Raw genomic sequence first — 14,232 nt, 5'->3', positions numbered from 1 at the left:
CCGCCGCACGCCTCAGCTGAACAGGACGATCACGTAGACCGCGAACGTCACCAGGTGCGCGGCTCCGTGCATCGCGGTCACCCGCTTCGCCGCGAACGTCGTGACCGAGAGGAGCAGCGTGACGCCGAGCATCAGCAGGTTGGCCGGAGACTCCGCCAGGACCACCGTCTGACCGGTGAGCATCCCGATGATGAGCACCGCGGGGATGGTGAGGCCCACCGTCGACACCAGTGCTCCGAGGCCGAGGTTGTTCACGCGCTGGGCTTCGCCACCGAGAGCGGCGCGCACCGCGGTGATCGACTCCGGCAGGAACACGATGCCCGCGATGACCACGCCGGCGAGAGCGACCGGAGCGCCGAGTCGGCCCAGACCGTCGTCGAGCAGCGCCGCCATGTCGTGCGACAGGAGCACGATCGGGATGACGGTGACCACCAGCAGCGCGAGGCGGACGAGGACCTCCGTGCGGTGCTCGGCCAGCACCTGCCGGATCCCGCCGGTCGCCTCCGCCTTCTCCTGACGCGCGGCGCTCTGCCGCAGTCGCGGGTCGACCTCGGTGAAGTCGCTCGCCTGTGCGCCCATCTGCCGGTAGAGGAAGAACGCGTACAGCACGAGGGTGAGCACGATGACGGGGATCTCCTGCCCCGTCGTGTACGAACCGTCCGTCCCGATGAGCGCAGGGAGTCCGAACGCGAGGGCGACCAGCACCACCAGCATCGACAGGTAGGCCGAGGTGCCGGTGCGGTTGTGGGCCATGCCGCGGTGGCGGAGCCCGCCGAGGAGGAGTGCCAGACCGATCACGAGGTTCATGATGATCATCGCGACGGCCATGACCGAGTCGCGGGCGATGGTTGCATGCTCGCCCGGTCCGAGCATGACGGCCGAGATCAGGATGACCTCGATCAGCACGATCGAGAGCGTCAGGACGAGGGAGCCGTAGGGGTCGCCGAGTCGATGTGCGAGGGCCTCGGCCTGCTTCACCACGCCGAATGCGCAGACGAGGATCACGGCGATGATCCCGAGGAGAGCGATCACGAGGACCGGTCCCGGCACAGGCGGCGCCAGCACCGGGTGGAGGAGGAGGAGAGCCGCGAAAGCGCCCCATCCCAGGGCGACTCGGACGATATCCGTGACGCCGATCAACTGCTTAAGCTCCGTGCGTGACATCGCCGGACTCCTTCGAGGTGGGGCGTCCCCGACTGATGACCACGAGCGGGTCGTCCCGGTCGCAGCGTTGTGTCAACGCACTTTCTGACTCCACAAGCTTAGCAAAAATTTCCCGATCAGGAGGAAATTTGACTTCCGCTGGGCGCTGGCTATGGTCGGAGGTTACGCCAGCCACCGAAGGGGAAGCGAGTAACCATGTCCGGAAAGTCCATCCAGGGTCGCGACAGCAAGAAGGCGCCGCAGCTCTCGCTCAAGGAGAAGCGAGCTGCGAAGCGGGAGAAGAACGCACCAGCCGAGTTCATCAAGCCCCGCAAGGGCGCGAAGGGCTGACGGGATTCCGGCCCGGCCGGCGGCGCATCGTCCCCGGTGCGGGTGATGCGCCGCCGGCGTTCGGGCGTCAGCGGAAGACGCGAATGATGCCGCTTTCGAGCTGCGTGAGCTGGATGAAGAGCACGAAGCGAAAGAGCGGCTTCATCAGTACGCGGACGATGCGTCGGCCGCCGCGGCTCGGAGGGGTCAGCCATGTCAGAGTCACGCGGAGTTGCATTCCGCCGGCGGCATGTTCGAGCGCGAACGCCACCGACCGCGGATTCGAGCGCGCTGCATCGGGGTGGGTGAAGAGCCACTGGATGCTCGTCGGCTCCTCGCGCTGGGCGAGGTGCACGCGCTGGCGCCGGAACTCATCCTTGACCTGCATCGGCTTGCCGTCGGGCAGGGTCGTCGCGGTCTCCGCCTCCCATGACCCGCTCGTCTCGTCGTCCGCATCGACCGCGGCGATGCCCTGGTCCCACTCGGGGATGCGGGCGGGAGCGGACAGCAGCGCCCACACATCCTCGATCGGCGCAGGCACGAAGACCGAGCGGGAACCGGAGAGGTTCTGATCGCCCGCCGGGGAGGGGGCGATGAGGCGAAGCCGCTGCACCTCGTCCAGCCGGGTTCGCAGAGTGTCGGGATCGGCGTCGAGTCGTCTCAGGATCTGGTCGATGAGCCCGCTCGGCTCGTCGACCAGAGCACGGAGCACGGCTGCCGAGTCACCGCGCCGCTCGCCGCTCGACGCGTCTTTCAGCACCGTGATCGCGCGATCCGTCCATTCATAGCCGCTGGTCTCGTGGAAGACGATGCGACCCGGACTGTCCGGATCGGTGGCGATGCCCACGAGCCCGAGTTGAGACGCGTGCTGCGCCGCGACGGCCGCGCGCGCCGCCTCCAGGCTGACCCCCATTGCGCGGAGGGTCTGGCCGCCGGTCTCGGAATCGATCGTCAGCGCGAGGAGGAGGTGATCGATGTCGGTGTCGCGGACGCCGAAGCGCGAAGCCTCTTCCATCGCTGCGAGCGAGAGGGTGTGCATCGTGGCGGCGGCGTGCGTGAGCCGGCTCATGAGTTCCTCCGAGGGACGGTGATGGTGGGGTCGATCCGCTTCGAGTGCTTCTTGTGCACCGCCTGTCTCGTGACGCCCAGGGCATCGGCGATGGCCTGCCAGCTCATGCCGGAGCGCAATCCGGCTTCGACCTGGCGCAGTTCGAGGACATCGGCGAGGGTGCGCAGCGAGGCGACCGCCCGCAGTCCCGCGCGCGGGTCGGTCGTGTCCGCGGCGACCTGTGCGACATCGAGGGATTCCATGTCTGTCAACCTACGTTGCTTGACGAGCGAATGTCAACCCGGGTTGCTTAGATCGGCACGACGTGAAGTGTCCCTCGGCTGATGATCATGGGTACCGAGACTGGATCTCGAGAATCTCCTGCGGCGTGGGCGCGGTTTCGACGGAGACACGGCGCTGGAGCGTCTGGAACGGCGTCAAGCCCTCACCAGCCGGCGCGGGTTCGATCTTCTGCTTCCAGGTCGGCTCGATCACGTCGAGCATGTAGCCCAGTTGGGCACCTGTTTCGTAGGCGATGTCGCGTTCCAGGATCTCGAACTGCTCGGTTTCCTCGATGTAGTCCAGAACAGACACGAAAGTCGCGGTCCCGCCGGACTCCGTCGTGAGGATGTTGATATCGCCATGCGTGAGGTCGGACATGCGTCGTTCGACATATCTCGCCGTGCCTTCGATCGCCTCGGTGTTGTCCTGCACGCGCAATTCCGGCCACTTCTCATAACGCGCGATGCGGATCTGCGCGAGGTCATGGGCGGCGATCTCCATGCGGGCAGGGTCTGTGACACCAGTGGCGGAGTCGAGGATCGCGAACTCGGTGCGCAGCAGCGCCAACTGCTCGGATGACGTCGGGTAGTCGAAGATGCGGTCGCCCTCCGCCCCGCGGTCGTACGTCCATTCCTGCTGCGTGCCCACGTGGAAGGCTTCATGGAGCAGGAAAGTGCCGAATTCGAGGGATGGGTCGCCGGCTCCGTCCAGGATGTCGGCCGAATACTTGAAGGTCAGCACGGGAGTCTCCCCGAGCGTCTCGATGGTGAAATTGAAAGGTGCCCAGAACGGCAATGAGGCTGTCCCGAGGGTCTTGGTCACGCGCACGTCGTCCGGTAATGAGCCGTCGGGAAGGTCGACCTTCTGCATTCCCGCGGTGTCGATCACATCCGACATGTTGACGAGGTACGCATAGTGCCAGATGACTCCCCCCACCTCGTCGCGGCGGATCAACGTCAGAGGTTGCTCGTCGAAACGGTAATCGGCCGACCAGATCGCTGCGGGGTCGGCCTGGAACTGCTCGTAGAGAGAGCTCAAAGAAGTGAACATGCGCTGATCGGTTTCGTCGAGCTCTGCGTAGTGCGTGCCGGGGAGCTTCTTGACACCGAACCACACGACGGCCGCGACGACAACCACGAGCATGACCACCACGATGAGTGCGATCCACCCACGCCTGAGTCTTCTGGAGGCAGGTGCGCCCGCCGGCGTGGTTCGTTCGGCCATGATTCTCCCCCTGTCGGTGTTCGAGACGGCGTATCGACAACACCGCCTAACATTATAGATGCCGAACCTGGAAGTGGAGAGCGATACGCCAGCGCCGGCACCGCTGTCAATGGGCGTGTGCGGCGGCCGGAAGCGGCGGATCGTGGTCGTTCCGAGAGAGGAGACCACGATGTCGAATCCTGATCAGCCACCTGCCCACGAGCACGCAGACCTGCCAGCTGCCGCCCGCGACAGCATCGCCGCGCACCTCGCCGAACGCGGGAACGGAGACTCCGCCCGCCGACGACGTGCCGGCGGGGGGGCGCCGGCGCCGACTCCGGGGCTGTGGAGGCGGTGCGTGTCGACCCCGAGTCGCGCTCGTCGGTCCCGGACGAGTCGACCCACAACGACGAACCCGGTATCGGTACGCGCCGGGCCGACGTGGACGAGGCGAACCACGACGACGGGGACCCCGGCAGTCGAGCCTGAGGTCCCCGGCGTCTTTCACACGGTGGACGGGTGCAGCACGACCTTGATGCAGCCGTCCTCCTTCTTCTGGAACGTGCGGTAGAGGTCGGGTGCATCGTCGAGCGGCGCGTGATGGGTGGTCAGATCCATGACTCCCAGCGGGTCGGCGGGGTCCTCCACGAGGGGAACGAGCTCGTCGACCCAGTTCTTCACGTTGCACTGCCCCATCCGCAGGGTGATCTGCTTGTCGAAGAGGGTCTTCATCGGCATGATGTCGGCGTCTCCCGCGTACACGCCGCTGAGCGATACCGTGCCGCCGCGGCGCACCACATCGATCGAGGCGTAGACGGCGGCGAGCCGATCGACTCCGGCCTTGTCGAGCACCTGGCGCGCGGCGGGGTCCGGCAGCAGACCGACGGCTTTCTGGAGGAAGTCGACTCCCGTGCTGCCGTGCGCCTCGAGCCCCACGGCATCCACGACCGAGTCGGCGCCGCGCCCCTCCGTGAGGTCCCGTAGCTCGTCGACGATGCTGTCGGTCAGGTCGAACGTCTCGATCCCGTGGCGCTCGGCCATCGTCCGCCGCTCGGGCACCGGGTCGACCGCCAGCACCCGGTAGCCGCGGTGGCGTCCGACGCGGGCGACGAACTGCCCGACGGGGCCGAGGCCCATCACCGCGAGCGTCCCGCCCTCGGGCACCTGCGCGTACTCGACGCCCTGCCAGGCGGTCGGAAGGATGTCGCTGAGGAAGAGGTAACGCTCGTCGGGCAGATCGGGCGCGACGGGGATGTGGTTGTAGTCGGCGAGCGGCACCCGCAGATACTCGGCCTGTCCGCCGGGCACCTGGCCGTAGAGCTTGGTGTAGCCGAACAGTGCCGCGCCGCTTCCGTACTCCCGTACCTGCGTCGTCTCGCACTGCGACTGGAATCCGCGTCGGCAGAGGAAGCACTCGCCGCATGCGATGTTGAACGGGATCACCACACGGTCGCCGACCGCGAGCTTCGTGACTCCCGCACCGACCTCGACGACGACTCCCATCGGCTCGTGTCCGAGGATGTCGCCGCGGTCGATGAAGGGTCCGAGCAGTTCATACAGGTGCAGATCGGAGCCGCAGATCGCGGAGGACGTGATGCGGATGATGGCATCCTCCGGCTCCTGGATGACGGGATCGGGCACTTCCTCGACCGTCACCGTGCGCTTGCCCTGCCAGGTCAGTGCTTTCATGATGTCTCCGTTCGTCGATGCGTGTCGGACCACGCTCGTCGCTCGACGGCGCCACCTGAACCGGGTTGACAGCTCGGCATGCAGGGGTTCAATGGAACGGGCAGCCCCTCGCCGCCCCCGCGGCTCGCACTCGCCCGCCGGACGACGGCATGGTCGGAAGGCGACGCCGATTCACGTCGAGTCCGCCGTCGAGGATCCGCAACCGCGGATCGCTCAGCACGGCGATCGCCCCCGAGAGCCCGGCGATGACGAGCTTCTCGCCCGGGCAGCGATGCCCGGTCGCGACCTCCGCCCCTCCCTGCGGGATGAACGTCCGCACCGCCTCGTAGTCCGTGACGTCGGTGAACCGCTCCGGCGCGAAGCGGTGCGCATGCGCCCAGGACTGCTCGTCGGTATTCGTGCCGAGGATGTCGAGCACCACGCGCCCGCCGGCGGGAACCTGCACGTCACCGATCTCGATGTCGGTGGTCGCTCGCCCCGGCAGCATCGGGACGAACAGTCCGGTGCGTCGCACCTCCTGCGCGAACATGGTCGCGAGCTCTCCGCCGACCAGTGCATCGCGCTCCTCGGCTTCCGCGGCGATGCGGGCCCTCCACTCCGGCCGATCATGCAGCTCCTCGGCCGCGAACGCGACGAATCTCGCGGCCGCGATCATGGGACGGATGCTGTTCTGCAGCTCGACGCCGGCGAGGCGGGCCGTGAGGAGTTCACCGTCAGGGCCGCGGTGCGACGCCCACAGTGCGAGCGCCGTGCCTTCCTGGGCATGGAGGGATCCGTCGCGCACGGCCTCGATGAGGCGCATGGCGTGCCGATCCGACCACAGCCGATTCGCCACGGCGGCGAGGTAGGCGGGAGAGTACGGCGCGCCGAAGCCGTCCACGATCTGCGCGAGCCGTGCGGCCCAGCGGGTCTTCGCTGCCGGGGTCCCGGGAAGCCCGGCCCAGCCCATGATCGCCCGCCCGAAGGCGCCCACCGCGGCGTCATAGGCGCTGCGGGTGCCGCCCTCGAGCCAGTCGTCGCGCTCGGACCGCCACTCCCGTTCCAACCACGGGATCAGGCGCTCGGCCTGCGCGTCCTCGTAGGCGGCCTCGACGAAGGTCGCCTTGCGGTGGCGGTGCTCCGCCCCGTCGAGGCTGTGGACCGAGCCGTGCCCGAACAGCGTCTCGCGCACGATGCCGGGCATGGCACCCGCCCGGGCGATGCGACTCTCGTCGTAGAACAGGTCGACGCCCTCGGCGCCGCGCACCAGCACCGCTTCGTGGCCGAGCAGGCGCATCGGTGCGGAACGCGATCCCGGTCGGGCGCGACGCCAGATGCGCTCGCCGAAGTCGTAGCCGCGGGTGAGCAGTGACGGGGAGTCGTCGTGGATGACCGCTTCGACGGCGCGGCCCACGCGTGAGGTCATTCTCTGGAACATGTCTCGACCGTGACAGGGTCTGCGGGATCGCTCCAGGGGGGCGCGTTCACGAGTCGATTGTGCTATTCGCCTCATCGGCCCCGTGTCAAGCGGGTTCTGCAGCCGAGCCCTGGCGGGCACGATGAACACGGACGGAGGAACCATGGCGACGAACACTCGTGACCTGGCCTGCACGACGGATGACGTGTTCCGGGTGCTCGCGGACGGCTGGCTGTATCCCGGATGGGTGGTCGGTGCCTCGCGGATGCGCGACGTCGATGCCTCCTGGCCGGCGGTCGGCGCGCAGTTGCACCACTCCTTCGGCGTGTGGCCGGCGCTGCTCGACGACAGGACCGAGGTGCGGGAGTGGGAGCCGCCGCACCGGATGGTGCTCATCGCCCGGGGCTGGCCGATGGGCGAGGCCAAGGTCACTCTGCGCGCGCGCACGACGGCGTCGGGCTGTCAGGTGCGCATCGACGAGGAACCCGTGAAGGGGCCGGCGACACTCATCCCCCGCTTCCTCACGACGCCGATGCTGCGCTGGCGCAACGCCGAGACGCTGCACCGGCTCGCCTACCTCGCCGAGGGCCGAGCGGGAGGCGACGGCCGGGCGTCGGGCGAGGTCACTCCCCCGAGTTCTTCTTGAACTGCCGCTCCCAGTCGCGCAGCTCCGAGCGGCCGATGAGCGAGTCGAGCGACACCTGGAACAGCAGGCCCTTTCGGGCGTTGACCTGCTTGATGTTGTCGACGATCTGCGTCGTGACGGCCGCCAGTGCGTCGCGCACCTCGGCGACGCGCTCCTCCGGTGCGTCCCACAGGTCGGGCCGCGTGAGCAGGTCGAGCAGATAGTCGCGTTCCAGCGCGGCGACGAGACGGGCGAGTTTGTCGGAGTACTCCGCCTCGGCCAGAGCGACCTGGTCGGTCTCCGCCTTGGCGTCGAGTCGCACGAAGAGCTGCTCGACGTGGGAGGCGAGCGCGTCGATGCCCGCGGCCGTCTCCGCGGCCACCGGGCTGTTCGGCAGGTTCGCGTAGTCGACCCGCAACTCGCGCAGCCGGTTCACCCGCAGGCGGACGCCGGGAGGAACCGGATCCGCCGCGGTCTTCGGCGTGCGTCGGCGACGGGCGAGCAGTCCGATCGCCGTGCCGCCGGCCGCGAGCAGGACGGCGCCGCTGATCACGACGGGCAGCAACCAGTCGGTCCCTCCCCCGGCTTCCAGGCCCGGGGAGGACGGATTCTCCTCGACGATCTGCTGCACGGTCTCGACGAGAGCGGTCTGGGTGTTACCGCCTGCCGCTGCCTCGTTCTCGTTGGCGATCCGCAGCACGTCGTTGCTGTCGATCACGGTGGAGCCCGCCTGCAGGTCGTCGCCCACGGCGAGCACGACGGTCGTCTGCGGCACTCGCTCGCTGAGCCGGTCGAGCAGTTCCAGCGGGTAGACGGTGCCCAGGTCGGCATCCTCCGGCAGCACCACGACGGCGATCGTCCGGTCCCCCGGCACGGCGGCCGACAGGGCATCGGTCATCGCCGACTGCCCCTGCACGCCGGGGGCGACGTAAACGTCGCCGGACTGCAGGGCGGCGATCGCGTCGGTGACCCCGCTCGGGTCGGATGCCGTGGAGCTGATCATTCCCACCTCAGAAGTTGTTGATCACGGAGGCGAAGACGAGGTCGATGCGCTCGGCGTCCGACGCGTCGAACATCTGGCCCCCGGTGGCGTCGGCGATCCGCTGCAGCACCGAGGTGTCAGCCGCCGCGCTGTAGGCGATCGGGAAGATCCGCACCGGGGCGTCGGTGCCGCCCTCCTTCGTGCTCTTGCCGATCTTCGCGATCAGCGAGTCGAGCGAAGTCGTGGAGTCCGTGTCCTCACCGTCCGAGAGCACCACGATCGCGTTGATCCGTCCGGGCTCTGCCCGCTCGCTCATGGCCTCGTAAGCCGTGAGCACCGCGTCGTACAGTGGTGTGCCGTTGCGCTCGGCGTAACGGAGGTCGTCGAGGGAGGAGTCGAGCTTCTCGCCGTCGGCGCCCAGCGGGGTGACACCGCGGAGCACCTCGATGTTCTCGCCCTCGTCGGACGAGACGCCGGTGGTGAACGCCCAGACGCCGACCTCGTCGGTGGAACGGAAATGGTCGAGCGTCGTCTGTGCGCCCTGGATCGCCCCGTCGAGCCGGGAGCGGCCGTCGCCGATCGGCTCGTCCATCGAGCCGGAGATGTCGATGAGCTCCAGCACCGAGGAGGGCTTGCGAACCTGCGTCCACTGGTCGATCGCGGTGGAGATCACATCGACCTCCGGCTTCGGCAGCGTCACGGCGGGCTGTGCGGGGTCGACGCCGAAGTTCGCCGTGAACAGGTCGCCCAGGGGGACCGACTCGTCGAGCGGACGGAAACCGTACTCGGGAAGGATCGTCTGCGCGGCCTCGGTCTGCAGGAACGTGGCGAACGCCTCACCTGCCGTGCGCTGCTCGGGCGTCACCCAGTCGGCGCCGAGCACGGTGACGGGGTTGTCCGACCACATCGAACCGCCCGCGGGGTACACCGCGACCAGCTTGGTCTTCGGCGGGACCAGGGTCTCTCCCGGCTGCACGGTGTGCGAGTCGGGGTTGCCCTTGTTGTAGTTGAGCAGCGAGGTCTCCTCGAGCGCGACCGCCGAGACGTAGGCCGAGCCGTTGGCGCCGTTCTGCGTCTCGTCGTACAGGGTCGACAGCACGTTGCCCGTGGTGTCGCCGTAGTGGATCACGCACTCCTCGAACACGCGGGAGAAGTCGGCCGCGGCATCCACATCGGCCGAGGTCAGCCCCTCCGCCTTGCCCGACGCCTCGTACGACTGCATCAGGATGGTCGACAGCCCGGTGGTCGAGGTGTTCGGGTTCGTCTTCGAGATCTTGAAGGCGCCCCAGATGTCCTTGCCCACGCTCCCCCAGCCGTCGGGGTCCTGGCACAGGCCTTCGAGGTCGGTGATGCTGATCGGCTTGTCCGGCCAACCGAGCGCCTTGGCCATCGGCTCGGGCATGCCGAACACGACGGGGGTGCGGGTGAAGGATGCGGGCGTGCCGACGAGGTTCTGCGAGGCGGCAGCAGCGACGCGGTCGGTCCAGACGGTGGAGGCGGGCGACCACAGGGTGGGCCACAGTGCGCGGTCGTCGCTCGGCCAGTCCTCGCCGGATGTCAGGTAGCGGGCGGCGTTGCCGGACGAGACGTTCGTGGGCCGCACGGTGGCGCAGGTGTCGAGCTTCTCGTGCTCCGGGGAGTCCTTGAACGCGGCCGCCAGCTCGTCGAGCATGTTGACCTTCTCCGACGAGGTCGCCACGGTGATGTGCGTGCAGCCGTCGTCGGGAAAGCCCTGGCTGCCGTCGGGGGTGGGCTCTTCTCCCCCACCCGTGCAGGCTGCCAGCACCAGTGCGACGATCGCCGCCGTGGCCAGGGCGGCAGGTGTGCGGCGGATGGTGGTCCTTCGTGCGGTGCGAGGCGCGCTCATGCGCCAAGGGTACCGATGTATCGGGCTCCCGATCACGCGGTTCCGGCGCGCATGAACTCCTCGGCCGCCTGCACCTGCGCCGCGCTCGGACGGATTCCGGTGTAGAGCACGAACTGCTCGAGCGCCTGCAGGGTCGCGACTTCGGCACCGGTGATCAGGGTCTTGCCGGCGGCGCGACCCGCGATGATCAGGGGTGTCTCCGCGGGCAGCGCGACGACGTCGAAGACGACGGATGCCGCAGCGATCGCCGCCTCCGAGAACGACAGGGCGTGCTCCTCCGAACCGCTGGCCATGCCGATCGGGGTGACGTTGACGAGGATGTCCGCCGTCGAATCGGACGCGTCCGCTCGCCAGCGGAATCCATACAGGTCGGACAGCGCGCGCCCGTTCGATTCGTTCCGGGCGACGATGGTGACATCCGCGAAGCCGGCGTCGCGGAAGGCGGCTGCGGTCGCCTTGGCCATGCCGCCCGAGCCCCGCAGCAACACGGAGGCAGCAGGATCCAGCTCGTTGCGCGCGATCAGCTGCGCGATCGCGGAGTAGTCGGTGTTGTACGCCGTGAGCACGCCCGCATCGTTCACGATCGTGTTGACCGAATCGATCGCGGTCGCCGAGGGGTCCATCCGGTCGACCAGCGCGATCACGTCTTCTTTGTACGGCATGGAGATCGCGCAGCCGCGGATGCCGAGTCCGCGCACGCCGGCGATGGCCTGGGCGAGGTCGGTCGGAGCGAAGGCCTTGTAGATCCAGTTGAGTCCGAGCGCCTCGTAGAGGTGGTTGTGGAAGCGCGTCCCGTTGTTGCTCGGCCGCGCCGACAGCGAGATGCAGAGCGTCATGTCCTTGTTGAGCAGCGTCACCGCATCAGGCTACCTCCGCGTCGGCTCGACGCCGGGAGAGCAGCGGCCGACCTCGGTCGATCTCACCAGGACGAGGTCCGTGACGAGACGGTGCGTCCTCCCCTATGGTGAAGGTGCATGCACACGGGGATTGATCGTCTTCGTCTCTCCCCAGGAGACGAACGGCCCACCCCAGGGGCAAGACGATCCGTGCATGCGATTGGGCCCCCTCGAGTGGTTCAGTCCCCAATGGACCGCTCGAGGGGGTCGCTATCGCCCTCCGCGCACTGATTTTCGGATTTGTCCCCCAAAAGGGGGACAAGCGCTCCGAAAAGGAGTTAGGCTGTTCTTGACGCACCCTCCGGTCGTCTTCGGCCCTCATCGCTCCCCCCGCGGTGAGGGCCACACCATTTTCTGGGCGTCGTGCGCTCGCGCGCCCCGGGAATCCGCCGGATGACGGCCGTGTGCCGCTCGTGCAACATTTGGATTACCTTCTTGCAGCGGCTATTCCGCTCGGGGGCTCCTCCACTAGCGTTAGCGATGTCGGGGCACCCCTGCGTCGGCTTCTTCATCAGCAGAACAGGCAGTACATGAGCACCCAGGGCACGGTCAAGTGGTTCAACTCGGAGAAGGGCTTCGGCTTCATCTCCCCCGACGACGGAGGCGCTGACGTCTTCGCGCACTACTCCGCCATCCAGTCATCCGGCTACCGGTCTCTCGAAGAGAACCAGCGAGTCGAGTTCGATGTGGCACAGGGTCCGAAGGGCCTGCAGGCAGAGAACATCCGCCCCGTCTGAGACGGGCCGGGAACACGTACTCCCCGACCGGAGCGCCATGATGGCGTCATCCGGCGGGGAGTTCTGTGCTTCTGATGGGTCGCTCCGATGTGCCGGCGCGGCGCCTGTCGCGTGCGCGCGCCCTTCGTGACGGCGTCAGTCGATCAGGAGCGCGCGCAGGTCGGCGACGCTCGTCACGCGGAACTCGGCCTCGTCGCCCTCGTGCGAGTCGCTGAAGCCCCATCCGACGAAGATCACAGGGACGCCGTTGGCCTTGCCGCCCTCGACATCGTGGTGCCGGTCGCCGATGAGCACCGGTCGTGACGTGTCGGCACCGAGCTCGCGGAGCCGGCGCAGCGCCTCGGCGACGATGTCGGTCTTCGAGGCGAGCGTCGCCTCATCGGGTGTGGCGCCGACGGTCGTCAGGAACGACGGGCGGAGGCCGAAGTGGTCGACGAGTGCGTCGACCTGGTGCTCCGGCTTCGAGCTGGCCGTCGCCTGCGGGATGCCCGCCGCCGCCAGTTCGTGGATGAGGTCCGTGACGCCGGGGTACGTGGCCACGTCGGTGGTGTAGCCGTCGGCTTTGCCGAGCGTGCGGTAGAACGTGACCGCCTCGCGGGACTCTTCGGGAGTCATCCCCGCCTGGTCCTGGAACGACTGGAACATGGGCGGCCCGATCCAGTGCACCAGTTCCTCACGCGTCGGCGCCGGCCGGCCGAAATGGGTGAGGGCGACGTTCAGCCGGCGGAGGATGCCGACGGACGCATCGATGATCGTGCCGTCGACGTCCCACAGCACGCAGGAATAGGGGGAGTGGGGCATGCCTCCAGCCTATGGGCCCGGCGGCGAGGGCCATTCCTCCTGCACAGCTGTGCTCCGAAAAGGCTTGTTCACACCTTATGTGAGAGCGCAATGTCCTCATATAAGGTCGTGACAAGAGCGGAGTTGCAGGTCAGAATGGGGGAATGTACGTGTCGGTGGAAGTCATCACGATGCTGGCGACAGCAGCGGCGACTCTGGTCGCGATCGTCAGCGGGTTCGGCTGGATGATCACTCGGATGGACGCGCGCTTCGAAGCGCAGGATGTGAAGCTCGAACTGCGGTTCGATCGCATCGACCGCCGCTTCGAACGGGTCGATGAACGGTTCGAGCGGATCGATGAACGGTTCGAGCGGATCGATGAACGGTTCGACCGGGTCGATCAGCGGCTCCGTCTTGTCGAGCTCGAGATGACCGAGGTGAAGATCGCGGTCGCGCGGCTGGAGGGACCGACGCCGCGGCTGATGGCGGCTCGCTGATCCGTGCCGGGGGTCAGACGGCAGAGGCTCAGAACAGGCGGGGGATGCCCGACTCGATGCCCTTCATGTCGTCGTAGTCGAGCACCAGGCAGCGGATGCCGCGGTCCTCGGCGAGCACACGGGCCTGGGGCTTGATCTCCTGTGCCGCGAAGACACCCTGCACGGGGGAGAGGTGTGGGTCGCGGCCGAGAAGCTCGAGGTAGCGGGTCAGCTGCTCGACGCCGTCGATGTCGCCGCGGCGCTTGATCTCCACCGCGATCGCGGCGCCGTCGGCATCGCGCACCAGCAGGTCGACCGGGCCGATGGCCGTCGGATACTCGCGGCGCACGAGGGTCGCGCCCTCGGAGATGCGCTCCACCTGCTCGGCGAGCAGCCGCTGCAGGTCGGCCTCGACGCCGTCCTTCTGGAGTCCCGGATCGAGGCCCAGCTCGTGGGAGGTGTCGTGGATGATCTCGTAGATCTGCACCCGCAGCGCATCGCCGGTCTTCTTGTGGGTGACGCGCCAGACCTCGACGACGCCGGCGCTCGCCTCCTCCTCACCCGGTTCCTCGCTCGACAGCGAGCACGGCGGGCTCATCCAGTTCAGCGGCTTGTAGCTGCCGCCGTCGGAGTGCACGAGCAGACTCCCGTCTCCCTTGTGCACGAGCAGACGCGTGGCGAGCGGGAGATGGGCATTGAGCCGACCGGTGTAGTCGACCGAGCAGCGGGCGATGACGAGACGCACCCGTCGAGCCTACTTCGTCGAAGTCCTTCTGGT

15 protein-coding genes are annotated in these 14,232 nt (G+C 67.9%); 4 read left to right on the top strand and 11 right to left on the bottom strand.

Annotation, left to right across the window (positions count from 1 at the left end):
* Positions 1–12: 12 nt before the first annotated feature.
* Positions 13–1,164, bottom strand: coding sequence for a calcium:proton antiporter (locus ACIOTO_RS07110; RefSeq protein WP_400857214.1), 1,152 nt, complete (start codon positions 1,162–1,164; stop codon positions 13–15).
* Positions 1,165–1,359: 195 nt separating this feature from the next.
* Here ACIOTO_RS07110 and ACIOTO_RS07105 point away from each other — a divergent pair, with 195 nt between their 5' ends.
* Positions 1,360–1,494, top strand: coding sequence for a hypothetical protein (locus ACIOTO_RS07105; RefSeq protein WP_017829963.1), 135 nt, complete (start codon positions 1,360–1,362; stop codon positions 1,492–1,494).
* A gap of 67 nt (positions 1,495–1,561) precedes the next feature.
* Here the strand turns inward: ACIOTO_RS07105 and ACIOTO_RS07100 are convergent, their stop codons facing one another.
* From ACIOTO_RS07100 to ACIOTO_RS07080, 5 genes are all read right to left on the bottom strand, one after another.
* A complete protein-coding gene (locus ACIOTO_RS07100; RefSeq protein WP_400857213.1) occupies positions 1,562–2,542 on the bottom strand; it encodes a Clp protease N-terminal domain-containing protein in 981 nt (326 codons plus the stop codon).
* Entirely contained in the window at positions 2,539–2,784 is a 246-nt protein-coding gene (locus ACIOTO_RS07095; protein WP_400857212.1) for a hypothetical protein, read from the bottom strand. The genes ACIOTO_RS07100 and ACIOTO_RS07095 overlap by 4 nt, the downstream gene beginning before the upstream one ends.
* Before the next feature lie 85 nt (positions 2,785–2,869).
* Positions 2,870–4,195, bottom strand: coding sequence for a hypothetical protein (locus tag ACIOTO_RS07090; protein ID WP_400857211.1), 1,326 nt, complete (start codon positions 4,193–4,195; stop codon positions 2,870–2,872).
* 315 nt (positions 4,196–4,510) lie between these two features.
* The gene (locus ACIOTO_RS07085) at positions 4,511–5,695 is read right to left on the bottom strand and encodes an alcohol dehydrogenase catalytic domain-containing protein (protein WP_029264145.1); all 1,185 of its coding nucleotides are present in this window, start codon (positions 5,693–5,695) and stop codon (positions 4,511–4,513) included.
* Between the two features lie 88 nt (positions 5,696–5,783).
* Positions 5,784–7,100 (bottom strand): cytochrome P450, encoded by a 1,317-nt coding sequence (locus ACIOTO_RS07080; RefSeq protein WP_400857209.1) that lies wholly within the window; start codon positions 7,098–7,100, stop codon positions 5,784–5,786.
* A 154-nt stretch (positions 7,101–7,254) separates the two neighbouring features.
* On the opposite strand from ACIOTO_RS07080, the gene ACIOTO_RS07075 reads away from it, so the two are divergent.
* Positions 7,255–7,737 (top strand): SRPBCC family protein, encoded by a 483-nt coding sequence (locus ACIOTO_RS07075; protein WP_400857208.1) that lies wholly within the window; start codon positions 7,255–7,257, stop codon positions 7,735–7,737.
* Here the strand turns inward: ACIOTO_RS07075 and ACIOTO_RS07070 are convergent.
* Genes ACIOTO_RS07070 through ACIOTO_RS07060 form a run of 3 tightly spaced genes read right to left on the bottom strand, consistent with a single transcriptional unit; the run spans position 7,715 to position 11,422 of the window.
* Complete coding sequence (locus tag ACIOTO_RS07070) at positions 7,715–8,719, bottom strand: hypothetical protein (RefSeq protein ID WP_400857207.1); 1,005 nt, start codon at positions 8,717–8,719, stop codon at positions 7,715–7,717. The genes ACIOTO_RS07075 and ACIOTO_RS07070 overlap by 23 nt on opposite strands.
* Positions 8,720–8,726: 7 nt before the next feature.
* On the bottom strand, positions 8,727–10,565 hold the full coding sequence (locus ACIOTO_RS07065; RefSeq protein ID WP_400857206.1) for a substrate-binding domain-containing protein: 1,839 nt from the start codon (positions 10,563–10,565) through the stop codon (positions 8,727–8,729).
* A gap of 32 nt (positions 10,566–10,597) precedes the next feature.
* A complete protein-coding gene (locus ACIOTO_RS07060) occupies positions 10,598–11,422 on the bottom strand; it encodes a shikimate 5-dehydrogenase (RefSeq protein WP_400857204.1) in 825 nt (274 codons plus the stop codon).
* 569 nt (positions 11,423–11,991) lie between these two features.
* On the opposite strand from ACIOTO_RS07060, the gene ACIOTO_RS07055 reads away from it, so the two are divergent.
* Positions 11,992–12,198, top strand: coding sequence for a cold-shock protein (locus ACIOTO_RS07055; RefSeq protein ID WP_017203899.1), 207 nt, complete (start codon positions 11,992–11,994; stop codon positions 12,196–12,198).
* 135 nt (positions 12,199–12,333) lie between these two features.
* On the opposite strand, the gene ACIOTO_RS07050 is transcribed toward ACIOTO_RS07055, so the two are convergent.
* Positions 12,334–12,999 (bottom strand): HAD hydrolase-like protein, encoded by a 666-nt coding sequence (locus ACIOTO_RS07050; RefSeq protein WP_400857203.1) that lies wholly within the window; start codon positions 12,997–12,999, stop codon positions 12,334–12,336.
* Between the two features lie 143 nt (positions 13,000–13,142).
* On the opposite strand from ACIOTO_RS07050, the gene ACIOTO_RS07045 reads away from it, so the two are divergent.
* Entirely contained in the window at positions 13,143–13,475 is a 333-nt protein-coding gene (locus ACIOTO_RS07045; protein WP_372467811.1) for a response regulator, read from the top strand.
* 28 nt (positions 13,476–13,503) lie between these two features.
* Here the strand turns inward: ACIOTO_RS07045 and nucS are convergent, their stop codons facing one another.
* A complete protein-coding gene (nucS, locus tag ACIOTO_RS07040; protein ID WP_029264137.1) occupies positions 13,504–14,199 on the bottom strand; it encodes an endonuclease NucS in 696 nt (231 codons plus the stop codon).
* Between the last annotated feature and the right edge of the window lie 33 nt (positions 14,200–14,232).

Origin of the sequence: Microbacterium sp. NPDC087592, from assembly GCF_044743585.1 — a bacterium.
Classification (GTDB): Bacteria; Actinomycetota; Actinomycetes; order Actinomycetales; family Microbacteriaceae; genus Microbacterium.
This window is presented reverse-complemented; position numbering and strand designations above follow the sequence as displayed.